Genomic DNA, 17,278 nt, shown 5'->3' with positions numbered 1-17,278 from the left:
GCTCCACCCCGTAACGGAACCGAGGAAACGTAGAAGATGGAAACCTTCGAAGCCATTCTCAAGGTGCTCGTCATCGGGCTGGTGCTCGGAGCCGGCCTCCCCGCGGTCTTCGCGATCGGGCTGCGGCTCTACGCGGCAGGCAGCGGCGGCATCGGTGACGACGGCTCGACCACCGCACCGAACCCGGCCCTCAAGGCCGCGGGCGCGTTCCTGTTCCTGCTGATCGCGGCGGTCATCGTGATCGGGATCCTCTGGATCACCCGCACCACGATCAACTACCACTTCGGCGTCAACCTGTTCCCGTTCGCGCCGGTGAAGTGACGCGTCGTGGCTGATACGAAAACCTTCGACGCGATCCTCGACTGGGTCCGCGCGGGCTACCCCGAGGGCGTGCCCCCGAAGGACTACTTCCCACTGCTGGCGCTGCTCAAGCGCTCGCTCGACGAGGAGCAGGTCACCCGGGCCATCCTCACCGTCTTCAAGGAGCACGGCACCGACAACCCGGTCACCGAGGACCAGATCCGCAGCGCGATCGCCAAGGTGATCGAACTGGAGCCGAACCCGGAGGAGATCAACCAGGTCGCCTCCCGGCTCGCGTCGGTCGGTTGGCCGCTCTCCTCACCCGCGACCTGAGACCATCGGCCCCGGCGGACGCAGAGCTCGCACCGGCCCGGATGTGCCAAAATCGACCGTACGGCGTGCAACATCGCGCTCCGTGAACAGTTCGCCAGTCCACGCACTCAGGGGAGGCAGCATGGACCGCCCACAACTCATGCGCTCGATCATGAACTGGTTGCGTGCCGGCTATCCCAACGGTGTCCCGACCAACGACTACGTCCCGCTCATGGCGCTGCTGCGCCGTCAGCTCTCCGACGACGAGGTCCACGAGATCTCCGACGCGTTGATCGCCGACGCCGCAGGCCGAGGCGAGACCGAACCCATCTCCCGCGTCGACGTCGGCGTCCTGATCACCAAGGTGACCGAGGAGCTGCCGTCCGAACCCGACATCGCCCGCGTGCGGGCCATCCTCGAGGACGCGGGGTGGACCTTCGAGGCCGGTCAGCGCGGCGGGACGTCGGACGCGTCCTGAGAACCCTCACCACCCTCCCGCTGCGGGCCGGTCCTGCGGTCCTAGACGCCACTGAGCAGCTGGTGGGCATTCTCGACGGGCGAGTCGCTGCCCTTCCCGTTCCAGCATCTGATCAAACCGAGACCGATCGGCTCGTCACAGCTCTCGGTGCCGGTGAACCGATCGACGACGCCGTGTCGCTGGTGGTCGCCACCTCTGGGACGACCGGGGTTCCCAAGGGCGCCATGCACACCCGCGAGACGCTGGCGGCCTCGGCCGCGGCGACCGAGTCCTTCCTCGGCGGTCCCGGTGGTTGGTTGCTGGCGCTGCCGCCGCACCACATCGCCGGACTCCAGGTGCTGCTGCGCAGTCTGCGTGCCGGACACACCCCGGTGATCTTCGACGTCGCGGGCGGATTCGACCCCGCCGATCTCGTCACCGGAATCGACGCGATGACCGGCCCCCGGCGTTACACCTCACTCGTTCCGACACAGCTGATCAAGACCCTCGACGACACCTCGGCCACCGCCGCGTTGTGCGAGGTCGACGCGGTGCTCGTCGGCGGCGCCGCGACCCCGCCCCTGCTGGCACGCCGGGCGGTCGACGCGGGCATCCCGATCGTCCGCACCTACGGCATGAGCGAGACCTGCGGGGGCTGCGTCTACGACGGCGTCGCCCTCGACGGAGTGCACATCGGTATCGACGACCCGAATCCCGACGGCATCGGGCGGGTGGTGCTCTCCGGTCCGGTGGTCGCGCTCGGTTACCGCAACCTGCCCGACCACCCGGCGTTCGCGACACCCGGCGAGTACCGCACCGACGACCTCGGTCGGCTCGATGCCGATGGCGTGCTCAGCATCGTCGGACGAGCCGACGAGGCCATCAGCACCGGCGGGTTGACCGTCGTTCCCCAGGTGGTCGAGGCGGCCATTCTCAGCGACCCGACGATCGCGGAGTGCGCCGTTCTCGGCCTACCCGACGAACGCCTCGGCGAGCGCGTCGTCGCGGTCGTGGTGCCCGCAGGCGGCGCCGTCGTCACGGCCGAACAGGTCCGCGCGGTCGCCGCCGAACAGCTCGACAGAACCGCGGTACCCCGAGAGGTGTTCATCGTCGGCGAACTGCCCCGCCGTGGGCCCGGGAAGGTCGACCGGGCCGCTCTGCGGCGCACCCTGTCCTGACCTGCAGTTCAGTCCACCCCGCCGGCCCGGATACGCAGCACCTCGTCGACCCGCCGGATGACGTGGTCCCGGTCGAATTCGTCGAGCACGGCGATGTCGCCGAACGGCTCGGTCGCGTGCTTGCTCACATCGGCGAAGGTGAGCGCGTCATTCGGTATGACCCCGGCCCGCATCCGGTCGTCGATCGCGTCGATGATCTCCGACGCGTGCTGTTCCACCTGATCTTGTTTCATAATTACCCCCGGCGGAGATGGTAGCCAAGGTGACGGCGCCTCGTCATATTGCCGACGACGCAGCGGCGTAGCTAAAATCTGACCGGCTCGTCGGTACCGGTTCGGGTGAGCCCGTCACCACCCCTGTCCACGAACGGCGCCGACCTTGATGCCCATCTCCGAACAGTTCTTCCACGCGTTGGTCATCCTGAACCTGCTGTTCGTCACCGCCGCGTGGTGCCTCGCCCGACCCAGCCTGCCCGCAGCCGCTGCGGTCACGGTGGTGGCCGTGCTGTGGTCACGCTTCAACGGCCCGATCGAGGGCCGGATCCTGTTCTCGTTCAACGTCGCGCACGGCGTCACCGAGTCGGACCTGCTGTCGGTGGTGGCGGTCCTGATCGCCGTGGTCGGCGTGTGGCGCGCCAGACGATCTCGCTGATCACCAGCGGTCGACGTGCAGGACCTCGTCGAGGGGTGCGCGCGGGGCGGGTTTGAAGGTCTCGCCGGTGTAGTACGCGGTCGGGATCAGGGCTCCCTGGGAGTAGCCGTCGGGGATGCCCAGGATCTCGGCGACCTCGGCCTCACGGGCGAGATGCAATGTCGTCCAGGCAGTTCCGAGTCCGCGGGCGCGGGCAGCCAGGGCATAGCTCCACACGGCGGGCAGCAACGACCCCCACAGTCCGGCCTGATTGCCCTGCGGCAGAGCGCCTCCCGTCTCGATGCACGGGATCAGCAGGACCGGGACGTCGCCCATCGTCTCGCCGAGGTACGCGGCACTCGCGCCCACACGCTGCTGCACCTTCGCGCGCTCGGGGTCGTCGGCGAACAGCGAGGACGCCGACGCACCTGACCCGAGGTACTTCTCGGTCACCTCGCCGTAGATCCGGCCGACGCGGCGTCGCTGCTCGGGATCGGTCACCACCACCCACTGCCAACCCTGCCGGTTCGATCCCGACGGCGCCTGCAGCGCGATCTCCAGGCACTCGCGGATCAGTTCCATCGGAACCGGCCGGTCGAGGTCCAGGCGCTTGCGCACGGTGCGGGTCGTGGTGAGCAGTTCGTCGACGGTGAGATCCGGGAGGGCCATGGCTCTCATGGTGCCACCGTGCCCGCCGTGTCGGTGTCGACGCTGTCCCCCGATCGTCGTATTGAACAACGTTCCCGCTGCTGGCAGCGTTGTCGTCCATGCGACATGGTGACTGTTCACAGTTGCGCACCGTCATCAGTACGTCTGAACGATAATTGCTCGGTGACGAAGCATGTGCGAATACTTCACGCCGAGATGGCTGAGTGAGCACCACCGCCGATCCGCCTCCGCAGTCGGAGAACACGTTCCGCATAGGAGTCGTCGATGATCACGAGACGTCCGTCATCGGGTTGTCGGCCATGATCTCCGGGACCGCCGATCTGACGTTCGCGGGCGGTGCGGGCACGGTCGACGAGCTGCTGGCGATCACCACCGACCTCGACCTGGCCGTCCTCGACCTCCGACTGGGCGACGGGACATCGCCACGCGGCAACGTCGAGAAGCTGCGGGCGCACGGCGTCGAGGCGCTGGTGTACACGTCTGCCGAAGAGGCGTTCCTGGTGCGCTCGGCGGCGGCCGCGGGGGTTCTGGGCGTGGTCCGCAAGTCCACCCGCGCCACCGAGGTCCTCGACGCGATCCGGGCGGCCGCTCGCGGCGAACAGGTCGCGACGATGGACTGGGCCGCGGCGATCGACGCGGACGCGGACTTCGTCGACGTCAATCTCAGTCCGCGACAACGCCAGGTGCTCGAGTTGTACGCCGCGGGCGAGCCCGCCGCGCGCGTCGCCTCGGTCACCGGCCTCTCCGGCGACACCGTCAACCAGTACCTCGGGCGCATCCGCCAGAAGTACGCCGCCGCGGGCCGACCGGCCCCCACCAAGACCGACCTCTACAAACGCGCGGTGGAGGACGGATGGCTACCGATGCCGCGCCGATTCCGGCACTGAGACGGCTGATCCCGGCTCCGTCGACGCGCGAGCCGGGTAACGCCGAGACCCGCATCCTGGGTCAGTTCGCGATCTTCCTCGGGGCCGGCTATCTCGCCTACCTGATCATCACGTCCGGGTACTTCGCCGCCGCGTTCGACGTGTCGGCGCTGTGGTGGTCGATACCCGCCACGGTCGGCGTGTTCGCGAGCGGCATCGCGATCGGGGTCGCCGGACTCATGCGGTCGGTGCACGCCATCCGTGTCACCACGACGGTGGCGCTGCTCGTCTTCCTCGTCGCGATCGCCGTGTGGCCGCTCGCCTGGAACGGCGGACTCATCGATGACCCCCACGGTCTGTGGTTCGTCCAGTTCAACGGTCTGCCCGCACTGGCCGCGGCGCTGGTCTGGCGGGTGCCGCGGTCGATGCTGTACCTGCTGGCGGTGGTCGTCGTGGCGGCGTTCGACAACTATCTCGTCCGCACGCCCGCCGTCTCCAGCCCACTGCTGACCGAGATGGCGTTCGCCTGGGGGTTCTGTCTCGTTCCCGTCGCCGCGGCACTGATGGGGTTTCGTACCGCACGACTGCTCGACCACACCCGCGAGCAGGCCTACGGGGTCGCGCGTGCCGCGGCCGCCGCACAGGCGGTGGCCACCGAACGCGCCCGGTTCAACGCGTTGACCCACGACGGCGTGATGGCGACGCTGCTCGCCGCGGCCCGGCAGGGGAACTCACCGGCGGTGATGGCGCAGGCCCAGTCCACCATCGACAACCTGCACCGGATCGACGCGGAGTTCGTCGTCGACGACGATCTCGACCCGCGCGCCTCGGCGGCGTTGATACGCAACAGCATCGCCGAGGTCGACCAGTCGATCCCGACGACCGTCGACGGCCTCGATCTCACCGCCGACACGGTCGGCTACCCACCGGAGGTCGTCCGGACCGTCGCCGCCGCGGCAGCCGAGGCGGCACGCAACACCGTTCGGCACGCGGCCGCGAGCACCGGTCGGCGCGCGCACGTCACCTTCTCCACCGAGGAGATCACGGTGACCGTGTCCGACGACGGCCCCGGTTTCGAACTCAGGTCGGTGCCCGCGCACCGCATGGGCATCGCCGTGAGCATCGTCGGCCGGATGTCCGGGCTGTCGGGCGGGACCGCCGACATCGTCTCCGCGCCCGGTAGCGGCACGGTCGTCACGCTGCGGTGGGTCGCCACGTGAGCAGCCGTGCAACCGACGAGTCGTTCGCCGTCTCGAGTGTCGACAGCGGCCCGCGTGACGTGCGCGCGCTGCTCGGGATGCACACCGTCGGCGCACGATTCGTTCTTGCGGCGTACGTCGCGTGCATGGCCTATGTCTGTCTCACCTCCACCGAGGGGATCTCGTCGATCTGGCCGCCCATCGTGGCGATCGTCGCGTTGGCCGGCGCCGCGATAGCCCTGATATCGGCACCCGGCGATCCCCTGCCGCTGCGATGGGCGACGCTCATCGCGGCGACGTGTCCGCTGACGGCCGGCCTCACCCTGTGGGTGACCCCGTCGCCGTTCGCGGTCAGCACCCAGGGCTGGGCGCACGGGGCGACGACGGTGCTGCTCTGCTTCCTGTGCGTGCGGGGGCGGACATTGTTCGCCTGGCTGGGCCTGCTGGGGAACCTGGCGGCGCACTCGGCGTGGTCGGTGGTCCACGGCACCGGACTGTTCGGCGGGGCGGCGACGGTGTTGATCGACGTCGGACCGGTCGCGATCGGCGCGGTGTTCGCACTGACCATCCGCCCGGCGGCCCGGAACGTCTTCGAACTACGTGCCGCGGGCGCGCAACAGGTGGCTGCGTTGGCAGCGCGAAACGCCGCGGCTGCCGAGCGCGACCAGCAACTCGCCGAACTCGACGGGCTCGCACGTCCGATGCTCGACCGGATCGCCTCCGGGGTCGAGCTGTCCGCCGACGAGCGGGCCACCTGCGAGTTGCTCGAGGCCCACCTGCGGGACCGACTGCGGGCTCCCGGCCTGGTCACCCCCGACATCGCCGACGCCGCCCGATCGGCCCGTGCCCGCGGCGTCGAGGTGATCCTCATCGACGACCGGGCCGCCGACCCACTCCCCGATCGCGCCCGCGCGGACATCAACGCCGAGATCGTCACGACGCTCGCACGAGCACGGAACGGCGACGTCCGGGTGCGGTTGCTGCCTGCGCATCGTGCGGCCGCGGCGTCGATCTACAGCCGCGGCGCCGACGGCACCGATCGGCGCGAGTTCGACCACACGGGTGCCGAGATGTCCACCGAGCGAACGGTCGTCGATGACTGACGCTTTCTGCAACTAACGGTGACACCAGCTCGGGGGACACCAGAAGTCGCGTCTGTCGCATTGTCGGACCCCCGCCCTACTGTCAGGTATGGCCGGATACGAGACGACGGCCCCTGCGACACGAGGCCCCCGATGACCACCCTGCTCGAACCCGTTACCCTGCCCGCCCGCCCCGATCTGAGCGCCCGTGAGGTGGAGGTCCTGCGCATGTGGGTCCTGTGTGACTCCAAGGACGAGGTCGGTTCGCGGCTGTTCATCGCGGGCACGACGGTCAACACCCACATCTCCCGCATCCGCGCCAAGTACGAGGTGGTCGGCCGCGCGGCCAACACAAAGGCCACGTTGCTCGCACGGGCCCTGCAGGACGGCTACGTCGACCTCGACGACCTCTGAGTCAGTTGACGCAGGGAACGCCCGAGGCCGACGTGGTCACGGGCGCACCCTGATCCGGGGTCGGATCCGTTCCCGTGACGGTCGTGTCCGCCGGCTGATCGGCCGACGGGTGCGCCGTTGCCGCCACCGGTGCGGGCGGGATGAGGCCGAACGCGGTCTGGACCTCGGTTTCGATGGCGGTGGGGTCGATGATGTTGACGTCCTGGCCGTCGATGGTGTCGTAGCGCACGACGGGCAGTGTGGTGAAACGGGTGTGTTGTCCGCTGATGTCGCCGATGCGGTGGGCGTAGTCGACGATGTTCCAGCCCGAGGACAGGGTGACGTCTTGTTGGGCGACCGAGACGAGTGCGTCGAGTTTGTTCAGATCGCCGAACACACCTGATGAGGACAACATGTGGGTGACCGAGAGCAGGAATGCCTGTTGTCGGTGGGTGCGGTCGAGGTCGCCGTTGTCGAGGCCGTGGCGCTGGCGGACGAACGCCAGGGCCTGTGCGGCGTCGAGGGTGTGTACGCCGGCGGCGAAGTGGGCCCCGGAGTAGTTGTCGGAGACGGGGTGGTTGAGGCAGACCTGGACTCCGCCCAACGCTTTGGTGATGTCGTAGAACCCGACGAGGCTGACCTCGGCGAACCGGTCGATGGGGACCCCGGTCAGGGCGCGGACGGTCTGCAGCGTCTCGGCGCGTCCGGCGTCACGGCTGCGTGATTCGAGGGTGGCCTGGTCGGTGACCCCGGCGTCGATGAGGTGTTGTTCGGTCTGGGCTTTCTTCAGTCCGTAGGCCTCTTTGATCTTGGCGTGGTCGTAGCCGTCTATCCCGACGACGGGCACGTAGTCGTCACGCGGGATGGAGAACGCGGTGATGTTCTTTCCGTCGGCGGGGACGTGGATCAGGATCAGGGTGTTGGTGTTGTAGCCGCCCTCCTGGCCGTCGCCGGCGTGGAGTTGGGTGAGGACGTCGGGCGGTAGGTCGTTGCCGTTGCGGTCTTTGCGGGAGTCGAGGCCGATGAGCAGGATGTTCTCCGCGGTCCCGGTCGAGCGTGGCGCACCGGCCAGGGCGTCGGAGGTGTGGAAGGCGTTCTGCACCGTCTGCGCCCCCGACCATGCCAAACCGGTCACGGTCAGCACTCCACACGCGGCCAGCGCGACTGCCGTCCGCCCCAGTGCCCTGGCACGTCGCGGGCGCCTGCGCTGCGGGTCCGGGCGGGCATGCTTGGCGTGCCTGCCGACCCCGGGCGCGATGATCCGGGTGGCCTCCAGATCACCTGCGAACCGCCGCGGACCCTGCCGGGTCGGTCGGCGCGCATGGTCGGGAGGCATCTACGGGTTCTCTGTCGTCGTGGTCGGGCGCCTGCTGGCGGTGCCCAATGTAGCCGAGCGACACCGACTCCGACATCTGCACAAATGCGAGATACGTTGCGAACACGGCCAATCGGACCGCGGCAGCGGCCACGGAGGGATCGGCGGGATCGGACCCACCGGACTCGGATGTCGTCCGATCAGACGACATCCGGTCGTTCGCCGTAACAACGAAGTGGTACTCCGCGATACCACCATCAGATCCGTCGAGGTTCCGACTCGGCTGACACCACCGACCATCAAGGAGCGTGATCTCGATGCACACACGGAAACGACTGACGACGTGGGCGGTGGCGGTGTTGTCACCGCTGATGATCGTGTCCACCCAGGCGGTGGGAACAGCCGCCGCAGACGAGTCATACGGCGAGTACACCCTCGGCGGACGAATCCTCGACGCCTAAAAGGTGGACGCCTCGGCCTTCCCGTCGGCGACGAATACCGCCAGGGCCCCAACGGTTCCCGCTACGCCCAGGATTTCCAGGGCGGACGACTGATCTGGCCCTGACCCGGCCGCACCCCATCACCATCGCGAACACCAAAGGATCAACAGCCATGAGAATTTCTCGGCGCATCATCACCAAGACGGTCGTGTCGTTGACCGCGGCCGCCGCCATCGCGACCACCACCTTCGGCGCAGGACACGCCGTGGCCGCACCGCAACATGTTGCGAGTCAATCGGTTTCGGTCAACATTCCGTCCCGATGGCTCTTCTTCGCCGACCCGTTCCCCTTCGGCGTCGAGAACATCACCGCCACTCGAACCGCTCCCGGCATCCTGACGTTCTCGTTGGGTCCGTACTGCGCGAGCGTCGACGACGCCATCCGGAGATCCCCGTTCCCCCGCTGCGCGGGCCAGATCGATCCCCCTGCGAATGTCGCGTGGATCAACCTGTCGACGGGCGCCAGGGGCACGGTCCAATTGACGGTATCCGGTGGCGACCCAGCGCCGCCGAGTGCCACCGTTCGCACCGGCACCGGACTCATCGCCATCGGCGGCGCGCTCGCGAACCTCGGCGCACCGGCCGTCGCCACCATCAACGCATAGACAGATCTCTTCACACATCCACCAGGAGGTAACAGACATGACCACATTCACTCGACTCACCGCGGCGGTCGTGCTGCCGCTCGCATCGCTCGCCGCCGCAGGCGCCATCACCGCCGGAACGGCGTCTGCCGCGAGCGGACTGCCCGATCTCTCGATCTCCACCGACCGCAGCACCTGCACCACGACCGTCACCAACAAGGGTCCGGTCACCGCGATCAACGCGGCGGTCTTCACCACCGCCTACGGCGGGCTCACGAGCTCCTCGGAGGACATCGCGCCCGGCGCATCACGAAAGATTCGCTACCTCGACTGCACCGGGTTCCCTGCGTTGACCTACACCTACGACACCAACGGCGACTCGAACCGCCTCAACAACATCACCCTGTTCTAGTGCGGCCGCCGGGCTGACGACAGGCGGTGTCAGCGCGGCGACAGGCGCTCGGCGCAGTGTTCGTCCCATGAACACAGCACCCGCCACCGATGCGCCGGCGATCGTCGCCCGCGGATTGGTCAAGCACTTCGGTTCCACCCGCGCGGTCGACGGTGTCGACCTGGTCGTACCCACCGGTTCGGTGTACGGCGTCCTGGGCCCCAACGGCGCAGGCAAGACCACCACGGTCCGCATGCTCGCCACCCTGCTCCGCCCAGACGCGGGCAGGGCCGAGATCTTCGGTCACGACGTCGTCGCCGAGCCCGTCGCGGTCCGGTCCCTCGTCGGGGTCACCGGCCAATACGCATCGGTCGACGAGGACCTCAGCGCCCGCGAGAACCTCATCGTCTTCGCCCGTCTCCTCGGCAAGAGCCGCGTCGAATCGCGCACCATCGCCTCGGATCTCCTCGAGGAGTTCGGTCTCGAGGAGGCGGCCACCCGTCCGCTGAACGAGTTCTCCGGCGGCATGCGCCGGCGTCTCGACCTCGCCGCCAGCCTGATCGCCGCTCCCCCGCTGCTCTTCCTCGACGAGCCGACCACCGGACTCGACCCGCGGACCCGTGCCCAGATGTGGGACACCATCCGCCGACTGGTCAGCCAGGGTTCGACGATCCTGCTCACCACCCAGTACCTCGACGAGGCGGATCAGCTCGCCGACCGCATCGCGGTCATCGACCGCGGCATCGTCATCGCCGACGGCACCGCCGACGAGCTGAAGGACTCGGTGGGCATCAACACCCTGGAGGTCCGCCCGGCCGACCGCACCGACACCGTCGCCACCCTGAGCATCGTCGAACGGGTCGTCGGCGAGAAGGGGACTCTGAGCCCCGAGGCCGGACGCGTCACCATCCCGCTCTCGCGGCCGGAACTCGTCTCCGAGGTCATGTCCGCGCTGATCGCGGAGAACATCGCCATCACCGAACTCACCGTCGCCAAGCCCAGCCTCGACGAGGTCTTCATGACCATCACCGGCAAGCCGGCCGGCGCCGACACCCCCTCCGAGAAGGAGCACGCAGCATGACCACCCTCACCATCGACAGCCCCACCGCCGAACATCCCATCGTGCGGGAGGTCCCCGCCTCGGTCGGCATCACCGACACCGTCAAGCAGTCGCTCACCATGGGCTATCGCGGGATGCTCAAGCTCCGCCACAACCCCGAGCAGCTCTTCGACGTGGTGTTCCAGCCGATCATCTTCACGCTGATGTTCACCTACATCTTCGGAGGCGCACTGGCCGGCAGTGTGTCGCAATACCTTCCGATCATCATCCCCGGAATCCTGGTGCAGTCGGTCATCACCACCTCGGTGGTCACCGGCACCCAACTCCGCGAGGACATGAACAAGGGCGTCTTCGACCGCTTCAAGTCACTGCCCATCGCACGAACCGCACCGCTGGCGGGCGCACTGCTCGCCGACGTCGTCCGCTACCTGATCGCCACGGTGATCACGTTCATCGTCGGTATCGCGATGGGCTGGCGTCCCGATCCGCTCGGCCTGATCGGCGCCATCGTCCTGGTCATCATCTGCAGCTTCGCGGTGTCCTGGATCTGGGCGCTCATGGGCATGCTCGTCAAGAAGGCCTCTGCGGTGCAGGGGTTCTCGCTGATGATCCTGTTCCCGCTCACCTTCGTGTCCAACGCGTTCGTGCAGCCGGAGACCATGCCGGGCTGGTTGCAGGCGTTCGTCAATGTCAACCCGGTGTCGAACCTGGTCACCGCGGTGCGCGAGTTGACCAACAACGGTCACGTCGGGATCCACGTCCTGTGGTCGCTGCTCGGGGCCGCAGTGCTGGTCGCGGTCTTCGCGCCGCTGACCGTGCGGGCCTACATGCGTGACGCCTAGGCCAGAGCCGCACGCATGGTCGGCAGGATGTTCTCGGCGGCGCGCCGTCGGGACATCCTGCCGATCTCGTCGTCGATACCGTCGACGACCTCGTCGGAGAGCCCACTCCGTGCCCGCGCGGTCGTGATCGACCGGTTCAGGATCGGGTAGTCCCGTCGGGCGCGGGCGCGAACACCGAGCGCGTGCAACCGCGCGGCGGCCACCGACCCCGGATCGTGGGCCGCGAGCGCCGTCGCGAATGCGACCGCACACGCACCGGTCTGCGGGATGTCCCGGTAGCCGGGAGGTTCGAACTGCGCGGCCACGAACTCGATGAGCATCGGGAGCCGCTCGCACGCCACGTCGGTCCGTCCGGTCGACGCCGCCATCGCCACCGCGGAACTGATGACGAGCAACGTCGACGGATCCGGCGACGCGGTCGCCGAGTCACCGAGAACGTGATGCAGGACGGTGGCCGCGAGCGCCCCCGCCCCCGCCACATCACCCTCGGCGAACGACACCTCGGCGTGCGCCATGAGCAACGACCCGACCGCCTCGGTACTCCCCGGCGGCACCGGCTGATCCGGGGTCCAGCCGTCGGACATGTCGGCCACGATCGCTCGGGCACGATCGATCTCGCCGACGCCCACGTGGCTGCAGGCGAGATAGATCCGGACCTGTGTCACCTCGTCCACCGCGCCGAGTTCGGCGAGGAGCGCGGCAGCCTTGCGGTAGCTCTCGACTGCCTCGGCGTAGCGAGCACACTGGCCGTGGATGTTGCCGATCTCCATCGAGCCGGTCGCGGTGATCCACAGGTCGCCTCGGTAGACGGCCAACGACTGCGCCTGCAGGGAGTCGCGGAGCGCGCCGTCGAGATCACCGACGTTCTCCCGAGCATTCGACCGCACCGACAGAGCGATCGCGCGCACCAGCACCACCGGCGACCGTGCACCACGTGCCAGGATGCGCAGACCGGCGAACGTGCTCCGCGACAACAGGATCCCACTGGCGAAATCCGCGGGCCGCGTCATCACCTCGGACGGGTGGTACACGGCGCGCAGTGCGGTCATCGCCCGTGCCGACAGTCGTATGTCCGGTCGGATCATCACGAGGTGACCGGCGACCATCAGCAGCGCCACCTGCCACAGTTCGCGCACGTCGTCGGGCAGGTCTCGCGGGGGTCGTCCGAGTAGGCCGAGGATCCTCGGCGCCCAGTTGCGGATCTCGACATGCAACCCGCGAGCCACCCAACTCGAGGTCATCACCGGGAACGTCGCGACCACGGCGGACACCGCGTCGGCGGGGCGGTCGGCGGGGTCGATCTCGGTACAGCGCCGCAGGATCCACACGATGTTGTCGTTGTCGGCGATCACCCGGGCCATCGCCGCAGCCTGCTCACCCCCGTCGTAGAGGGCACGGACATCGCCCGCCCAGCCGATGGCCCACCGGATCATCGCGGCGTCGACCTCGTCGGCCTCACCCGAGGCGACCAGCTGTTCCTCTCCGAACTCCCGCACCATCTCGAGCATGCGGTAGCGGATCCGTCCGTCGACCTCGGTCACCGTGAGCAGGGACTGGTTGACCAGTTGCTCGAGGAGGTCGTCGACCAGGGCGTGATGCCCGGCGCCGGCCACCACCTCACCCGCGGCGGCTACGGTGAACCCGCCCGGGAACCGGCACAGTCGGACCAGTGCGCGTCGCGCATCGTCGTCGAGGAGGTCCCAGCTCCATTCGATGACCGCGTGCAACGTCCGATGCCGCTGTGGCGCAGTGCGATCGCCGGTCCGCAGCAGAGCGAGACGCCCCCGGGCCAGATGCTCGGAGAGCAGCTGCGCGATGTCGGGCACACTCAGCGTCCGCACCCGGGCCGCGGCCAGTTCGATCGCCAACGGCAGACCGTCGAGGTCGCGGCAGAGGTCGGCGACCACCGCAGGATCGATGACCGCGTCGGGGCGGACCGATCGCGCCCGGGTGACGAACAGCTCGACGGCCGGGGAGTCGGCCACGTCGGTGGGCAGCGGCGCCAACCGGTGGATGACCTCTCCGGCCACCATCAGTGGCGCTCGTGACGTCGTCAGCACGGTCACATCGTCGACGGCGGCGATCAGCTCGGCCACCGCCCGCGCGCTGCCCTCGATGATCTGCTCGCAGTTGTCCAGCGCCAGAACCGCGTTGCGTCCCGCGAGGGTGTCTGCGAGCCGATCGTCGAGGTCGCCGACCGGGATGCGCGGTTGACCCGACGGCGTCAGTTCCGACTCGCCGACCCCCAGCGTCGCGGCGATGGCGGCGACGACATCGGCGTCGTTGCGTACCGAGGCCAACTCGACGACGTACAGCGTCCGCGCGGCAGCTGCGAGTCGACGACCCACCGCGTGCACCATCCGGGTCTTCCCCGCACCGCCGGGGCCCGTGATGGTGACGACCCGGTTCTGACCGAGCGCGACGAGGACCTCGTCGATGTCGGTGTCGCGGCCCAGCAGTTCGTTCGGTTCGGCCCGCAGCCCGACGGCCCGCCCGCGACGCGACGGGGCAGGCAACAGAACCTCCGCCGGCGCCACCGGGGCGTCGGCGGCGAGGAGCGCGCGATGGAGGGCCTCGATCTCGGCACCCGGATCCACCCCGAGTTCCGACGACAGCGTCCGGCGCAGGCGGGCATGCACCGCGAGCGCGTCGTTCGGGCGTCCAGCGGCCTGCAGTGCCCGCATCAGCAGCAGGTGGGCCGGTTCGTCCAACGGGTCGTGGTCGCACAGCGACTGCGCCACGCGCCGGGCGGTCTCGTGGTCACCGCTTGCGAGCGCCACCCGGCACCGCCGCTCGTCGAGGCGCCGACGAAGATCGTCACCGACCGCACGCACCTCGGCGGCCAGGTCGTCGTCGCCGAGGTCGTCGCCGGGGACACCACGCCAGAGTCGCGCGGCGTCGTCGAGTGAGCCCGCGGTGCCGTCGTCGATGAGGTTGCGGGCCCGGTCGACATCGACGGTGTGGCCGGTCAGATCGAGGCGGTACCCGGCCGACCCGGCGGCGATCATGCCCTCGGGCAACGCGTGACGCAGCCGGGAGATCTGGGTGTGCAGCGCCGACTGCGGCGACTTCGGCTGCGCGTCGCTCCACACCAGGTCGATCAGCACGCTGGCCGACCGGACGATGCCGGGCTGCAGCGTCAACGCCGCCAGCAGCCTCCGTGCGCGGGTCCCGGCGATCTCGACCATGCCGCCGCCCGTGTCGATCGCGACCGGACCCAGCAGTCCGATCGTCACCGCAGACGAGCCCCTCGCCATCACAACCCCTTCACGCGAACAGATCTACACACTAGTTGCGAGACCGTCTGAGCGGCCGCCGGAGCAGATGGGTAAGGATTGTCGACATGGCAACCCCGAAGCAGTGGTTCGACGGCGCGCGGCCGCGCACGTTCCCCAACGCGATCGCGCCCGTGCTCGCCGGAACGGGCGCCGCCGCCTGGTCGGGCGACGCGCTCTGGTGGAAGGCGCTGCTGGCGCTGGTGGTGTCGGTGTCGCTGATCGTCGGCGTGAACTACGCCAACGACTACTCCGACGGCATCCGCGGTACCGACGACGACCGGGTCGGGCCGATGCGACTGGTCGGGTCGAAGGCGGCATCGCCGCACTCGGTCCGCAACGCCGCGTTCACGGCGTTCGCGATCGCGGGTGTGTCCGGCGTGGTGCTGTCGCTGACCAGCGCGTGGTGGCTGATCCTGGTGGGCGCGGTGTGTATCGCCGGCGCCTGGTTCTACACCGGCGGCAAGAACCCCTACGGCTACGCCGGGTTCGGCGAGGTCGCGGTGTTCGTGTTCTTCGGCCTGGTGGGCGTCCTGGGAACCCAGTTCGTCCAGGCCGGAGGAGTCGACTGGGTCGGGGTCGTCTGCGCGGTCGCGGTCGGGTCGTACTCGAGCGCGGTGCTCGTCGCCAACAACCTGCGCGACATCCCGTCGGACACCGAGTCGGGCAAGACGACGCTCGCGGTCCGACTGGGCGACGAACGGACTCGTGATCTTCACCTCGCTCTGGTGGCCGTACCGTCGGTGCTGTCGGTGGTCCTGGTCGTCGCGACCCCGTGGGCCCTGCTCGGACTGCTCGCGGCGCCGTTGGCCTGGCGGGCCCACGCGCCGGTCCGGGGTGGCGCACAGGGACCCGCGCTGATCCCGGCGCTGGCGCAGACCGGGTTGGCGATGGTCGTCTGGGCGCTGGCCACCGCGGTGGGTCTGTTCATCGCCTGACCCGACGGCACCGTGGAGAACACTGCGCCCACGAGGATCCCCCGTGGGCGCAGCGTCGTTCATGAGAGATCAGGCGGTGGCGCTCAGGGCGTCGCGCAGCTTCTCCGACGTGGTGACCGATTCGATCAGTGCGCGTGAGCGCTTGTCGTCGGTCTTGAGGATGCCGAGCAGGACGTGTTCGGCGGTGAGCCGGTCGCTGCCGTTCTCGCGCGCGATCTGAACCGCGTTGGCGAGGGCCGCCTTGGCGTCGACCGAGAACCGGGGCCGGCCGAAGGGCCCGCCGCGTCCACGGGGTCCGCGCCGACCGCGACCGTGTTCCCAGGGTCCCTCGCCGAACTCGCCTGCGCCGAACGGGGGCCGGCCGAATTCGGGGCCGCCGTGGCCGTGCCGATGGCCCCGGTGTCCGCGCGGACCGAAGTCCTCGCCGCGCTCCGGTCCGCCCCGATGGCCGCGTTCGCCGTGTCCGCGTTCACCGCGTCCACGACGCTCGGGTCCGCGCTTGGACCACCCGTCGGTGATGTCGGTGCCGAAGGCGTTCTTGACGGCGGTGGCGACCTTGTCGAGGTCGATGCCGACCGACTTGAGGGCCTCGCGGTCCTCGTCCACCTGCGACGCGTCCGCGTCTTCGGCGTCGGTGTCGTCGGCGCGGACCTCACGTACGGTCTCGCGGGCGGCATCGAGCGTGAATCCCTCGGCGGTCAGCCGGGAGAAGATCGGGCTGCGGGCGTTGCACAGCATCCCGAGGATCAGGTGATCGTTGCCGAGTTGGGTGTGCCCGAGGTCGGCGGCCTCTTCCATGGCGAACGACAGTATGTGTCGGTTCTCGCGTGTGAATTGTTCGAACATGTTGTGTCTCTTCTCATGTGGTTTCGTGGTGGTGCTCACTTCTCGTGGGCGGTGTGGTCATTCCGGTCGTGCTCGCTCGCGGGCCGAGTGCTTCTGATGAACGGCCTGGCGGCTGATCTGCAGTACCTCTGCGATCGCCTGCCAGCTCCATCCCTGCTCGCGGGCACTGGCCACCTGAACCTCTTCGAGTCGGTCGGCCAGTGTGCGCAGGGCGCGGACCGCGACCAATCCCCGGGAGGGATCGGTACTCGCCGCAGCGGTGGTGATGTCGTTCTGGTCGATGTCCCCGTCGTCCTGCATGATGTCAGGTTAAGTTGACATCTGATTTGTGTCAACATTTATTGACGGCAGATATTCCGGCGGGGTGCGAACTAAGGCCCGACACACACGAATGAGGGCCCGACGCGGCGCGACAACGGCCCAACACGGGAGAACGAGGGCC

General features: G+C 68.8%; 21 protein-coding genes. 15 read left to right on the top strand and 6 right to left on the bottom strand.

What is annotated here, in order from left to right; all coding sequences use genetic code 11:
- Nucleotides 1-36: 36 nt before the first annotated feature.
- The 4 genes from IEV93_RS09125 (at nt 37) to menE (ending at nt 2,247) form a co-directional block, all read left to right on the top strand.
- Nucleotides 37-321, top strand: coding sequence for a hypothetical protein (locus IEV93_RS09125; RefSeq protein WP_188488947.1), 285 nt, complete (start codon nt 37-39; stop codon nt 319-321).
- Nucleotides 322-327: 6 nt separating this feature from the next.
- Entirely contained in the window at nt 328-633 is a 306-nt protein-coding gene (locus tag IEV93_RS09120; RefSeq protein WP_188488945.1) for a DUF3349 domain-containing protein, read from the top strand.
- Between the two features lie 121 nt (nt 634-754).
- Nucleotides 755-1,090 carry a DUF3349 domain-containing protein gene (locus tag IEV93_RS09115; protein WP_188488943.1) on the top strand — a complete coding sequence of 112 codons (336 nt, stop codon included), beginning with the start codon at nt 755-757 and terminating at the stop codon, nt 1,088-1,090.
- Nucleotides 1,087-2,247, top strand: coding sequence for an o-succinylbenzoate--CoA ligase (gene menE, locus IEV93_RS09110; RefSeq protein WP_188490480.1), 1,161 nt, complete (start codon nt 1,087-1,089; stop codon nt 2,245-2,247). The genes IEV93_RS09115 and menE overlap by 4 nt, the downstream gene beginning before the upstream one ends.
- Before the next feature lie 8 nt (nt 2,248-2,255).
- Here the strand turns inward: menE and IEV93_RS09105 are convergent, their stop codons facing one another.
- Nucleotides 2,256-2,480, bottom strand: coding sequence for a hypothetical protein (locus IEV93_RS09105; protein ID WP_188488941.1), 225 nt, complete (start codon nt 2,478-2,480; stop codon nt 2,256-2,258).
- Nucleotides 2,481-2,628: 148 nt separating this feature from the next.
- On the opposite strand from IEV93_RS09105, the gene IEV93_RS09100 reads away from it, so the two are divergent.
- Entirely contained in the window at nt 2,629-2,898 is a 270-nt protein-coding gene (locus IEV93_RS09100; RefSeq protein WP_188488939.1) for a hypothetical protein, read from the top strand.
- On the opposite strand, the gene IEV93_RS09095 is transcribed toward IEV93_RS09100, so the two are convergent.
- Nucleotides 2,899-3,546, bottom strand: a complete 648-nt coding sequence (locus tag IEV93_RS09095) for a nitroreductase family protein (protein ID WP_188488937.1) — start codon at nt 3,544-3,546, stop codon at nt 2,899-2,901.
- 203 nt (nt 3,547-3,749) lie between these two features.
- Between IEV93_RS09095 and IEV93_RS09090 the strand changes: the two genes are divergently transcribed.
- The 4 genes from IEV93_RS09090 (at nt 3,750) to IEV93_RS09075 (ending at nt 7,107) form a co-directional block, all read left to right on the top strand.
- Complete coding sequence (locus tag IEV93_RS09090) at nt 3,750-4,433, top strand: response regulator transcription factor (RefSeq protein ID WP_229704992.1); 684 nt, start codon at nt 3,750-3,752, stop codon at nt 4,431-4,433.
- Nucleotides 4,400-5,632 (top strand): sensor histidine kinase, encoded by a 1,233-nt coding sequence (locus IEV93_RS09085; RefSeq protein WP_188488935.1) that lies wholly within the window; start codon nt 4,400-4,402, stop codon nt 5,630-5,632. Before IEV93_RS09090 ends, IEV93_RS09085 begins: the two co-directional genes overlap by 34 nt.
- Complete coding sequence (locus IEV93_RS09080; RefSeq protein ID WP_188488934.1) at nt 5,629-6,714, top strand: DUF8320 family protein; 1,086 nt, start codon at nt 5,629-5,631, stop codon at nt 6,712-6,714. The genes IEV93_RS09085 and IEV93_RS09080 overlap by 4 nt, the downstream gene beginning before the upstream one ends.
- A gap of 132 nt (nt 6,715-6,846) precedes the next feature.
- Complete coding sequence (locus tag IEV93_RS09075) at nt 6,847-7,107, top strand: LuxR C-terminal-related transcriptional regulator (protein ID WP_188488932.1); 261 nt, start codon at nt 6,847-6,849, stop codon at nt 7,105-7,107.
- Nucleotide 7,108: 1 nt separating this feature from the next.
- Here the strand turns inward: IEV93_RS09075 and IEV93_RS09070 are convergent, their stop codons facing one another.
- Entirely contained in the window at nt 7,109-8,422 is a 1,314-nt protein-coding gene (locus tag IEV93_RS09070; RefSeq protein WP_188488930.1) for an LCP family protein, read from the bottom strand.
- 296 nt (nt 8,423-8,718) lie between these two features.
- Between IEV93_RS09070 and IEV93_RS09065 the strand changes: the two genes are divergently transcribed.
- The 5 genes from IEV93_RS09065 (at nt 8,719) to IEV93_RS09045 (ending at nt 11,777) form a co-directional block, all read left to right on the top strand.
- Entirely contained in the window at nt 8,719-8,862 is a 144-nt protein-coding gene (locus tag IEV93_RS09065) for a hypothetical protein (protein ID WP_188488928.1), read from the top strand.
- A 151-nt stretch (nt 8,863-9,013) separates the two neighbouring features.
- Nucleotides 9,014-9,505, top strand: a complete 492-nt coding sequence (locus IEV93_RS09060) for a hypothetical protein (protein WP_188488926.1) — start codon at nt 9,014-9,016, stop codon at nt 9,503-9,505.
- 37 nt (nt 9,506-9,542) lie between these two features.
- Entirely contained in the window at nt 9,543-9,896 is a 354-nt protein-coding gene (locus tag IEV93_RS09055; protein ID WP_188488924.1) for a hypothetical protein, read from the top strand.
- Nucleotides 9,897-9,963: 67 nt separating this feature from the next.
- Nucleotides 9,964-10,956, top strand: a complete 993-nt coding sequence (locus tag IEV93_RS09050) for an ATP-binding cassette domain-containing protein (protein WP_188488922.1) — start codon at nt 9,964-9,966, stop codon at nt 10,954-10,956.
- Nucleotides 10,953-11,777 carry an ABC transporter permease gene (locus IEV93_RS09045; RefSeq protein WP_188488920.1) on the top strand — a complete coding sequence of 275 codons (825 nt, stop codon included), beginning with the start codon at nt 10,953-10,955 and terminating at the stop codon, nt 11,775-11,777. Before IEV93_RS09050 ends, IEV93_RS09045 begins: the two co-directional genes overlap by 4 nt.
- Here IEV93_RS09045 and IEV93_RS09040 read toward each other — a convergent pair.
- A complete protein-coding gene (locus IEV93_RS09040; RefSeq protein ID WP_188488918.1) occupies nt 11,774-15,034 on the bottom strand; it encodes an AfsR/SARP family transcriptional regulator in 3,261 nt (1,086 codons plus the stop codon). The genes IEV93_RS09045 and IEV93_RS09040 overlap by 4 nt on opposite strands.
- A gap of 86 nt (nt 15,035-15,120) precedes the next feature.
- On the opposite strand from IEV93_RS09040, the gene IEV93_RS09035 reads away from it, so the two are divergent.
- The gene (locus tag IEV93_RS09035; protein ID WP_188488916.1) at nt 15,121-15,990 is read left to right on the top strand and encodes a 1,4-dihydroxy-2-naphthoate polyprenyltransferase; all 870 of its coding nucleotides are present in this window, start codon (nt 15,121-15,123) and stop codon (nt 15,988-15,990) included.
- A 69-nt stretch (nt 15,991-16,059) separates the two neighbouring features.
- On the opposite strand, the gene IEV93_RS09030 is transcribed toward IEV93_RS09035, so the two are convergent.
- Together IEV93_RS09030 and IEV93_RS09025 are read right to left on the bottom strand one after the other, a co-directional pair.
- Nucleotides 16,060-16,836 (bottom strand): Clp protease N-terminal domain-containing protein, encoded by a 777-nt coding sequence (locus IEV93_RS09030; protein ID WP_188488908.1) that lies wholly within the window; start codon nt 16,834-16,836, stop codon nt 16,060-16,062.
- A gap of 57 nt (nt 16,837-16,893) precedes the next feature.
- Entirely contained in the window at nt 16,894-17,136 is a 243-nt protein-coding gene (locus IEV93_RS09025) for a helix-turn-helix domain-containing protein (protein WP_188488906.1), read from the bottom strand.
- Nucleotides 17,137-17,278: the final 142 nt, after the last annotated feature.

Source organism: Williamsia phyllosphaerae, assembly GCF_014635305.1.
Classification (GTDB): domain Bacteria; phylum Actinomycetota; class Actinomycetes; order Mycobacteriales; family Mycobacteriaceae; genus Williamsia_A; species Williamsia_A phyllosphaerae.
This window is presented reverse-complemented; position numbering and strand designations above follow the sequence as displayed.

What these genes read in the sequence shown, in the direction of transcription:
- IEV93_RS09125 (WP_188488947.1), top strand. Translation starts at nt 37, where the DNA reads ATGGAAACCTTCGAAGCCATTCTCAAGGTGCTCGTCATCGGGCTGGTG.
- IEV93_RS09115 (WP_188488943.1), top strand. Translation starts at nt 755, where the DNA reads ATGGACCGCCCACAACTCATGCGCTCGATCATGAACTGGTTGCGTGCC.
- IEV93_RS09105 (WP_188488941.1), bottom strand. Translation starts at nt 2,480, where the DNA reads ATGAAACAAGATCAGGTGGAACAGCACGCGTCGGAGATCATCGACGCG.
- IEV93_RS09100 (WP_188488939.1), top strand. Translation starts at nt 2,629, where the DNA reads ATGCCCATCTCCGAACAGTTCTTCCACGCGTTGGTCATCCTGAACCTG.
- IEV93_RS09095 (WP_188488937.1), bottom strand. Translation starts at nt 3,546, where the DNA reads ATGGCCCTCCCGGATCTCACCGTCGACGAACTGCTCACCACGACCCGC.
- IEV93_RS09085 (WP_188488935.1), top strand. Translation starts at nt 4,400, where the DNA reads ATGGCTACCGATGCCGCGCCGATTCCGGCACTGAGACGGCTGATCCCG.
- IEV93_RS09075 (WP_188488932.1), top strand. Translation starts at nt 6,847, where the DNA reads ATGACCACCCTGCTCGAACCCGTTACCCTGCCCGCCCGCCCCGATCTG.
- IEV93_RS09070 (WP_188488930.1), bottom strand. Translation starts at nt 8,422, where the DNA reads ATGCCTCCCGACCATGCGCGCCGACCGACCCGGCAGGGTCCGCGGCGG.
- IEV93_RS09065 (WP_188488928.1), top strand. Translation starts at nt 8,719, where the DNA reads ATGCACACACGGAAACGACTGACGACGTGGGCGGTGGCGGTGTTGTCA.
- IEV93_RS09060 (WP_188488926.1), top strand. Translation starts at nt 9,014, where the DNA reads ATGAGAATTTCTCGGCGCATCATCACCAAGACGGTCGTGTCGTTGACC.
- IEV93_RS09055 (WP_188488924.1), top strand. Translation starts at nt 9,543, where the DNA reads ATGACCACATTCACTCGACTCACCGCGGCGGTCGTGCTGCCGCTCGCA.
- IEV93_RS09050 (WP_188488922.1), top strand. Translation starts at nt 9,964, where the DNA reads ATGAACACAGCACCCGCCACCGATGCGCCGGCGATCGTCGCCCGCGGA.
- IEV93_RS09045 (WP_188488920.1), top strand. Translation starts at nt 10,953, where the DNA reads ATGACCACCCTCACCATCGACAGCCCCACCGCCGAACATCCCATCGTG.
- IEV93_RS09040 (WP_188488918.1), bottom strand. Translation starts at nt 15,034, where the DNA reads ATGGCGAGGGGCTCGTCTGCGGTGACGATCGGACTGCTGGGTCCGGTC.
- IEV93_RS09035 (WP_188488916.1), top strand. Translation starts at nt 15,121, where the DNA reads ATGGCAACCCCGAAGCAGTGGTTCGACGGCGCGCGGCCGCGCACGTTC.
- IEV93_RS09030 (WP_188488908.1), bottom strand. Translation starts at nt 16,836, where the DNA reads ATGTTCGAACAATTCACACGCGAGAACCGACACATACTGTCGTTCGCC.
- IEV93_RS09025 (WP_188488906.1), bottom strand. Translation starts at nt 17,136, where the DNA reads ATGCAGGACGACGGGGACATCGACCAGAACGACATCACCACCGCTGCG.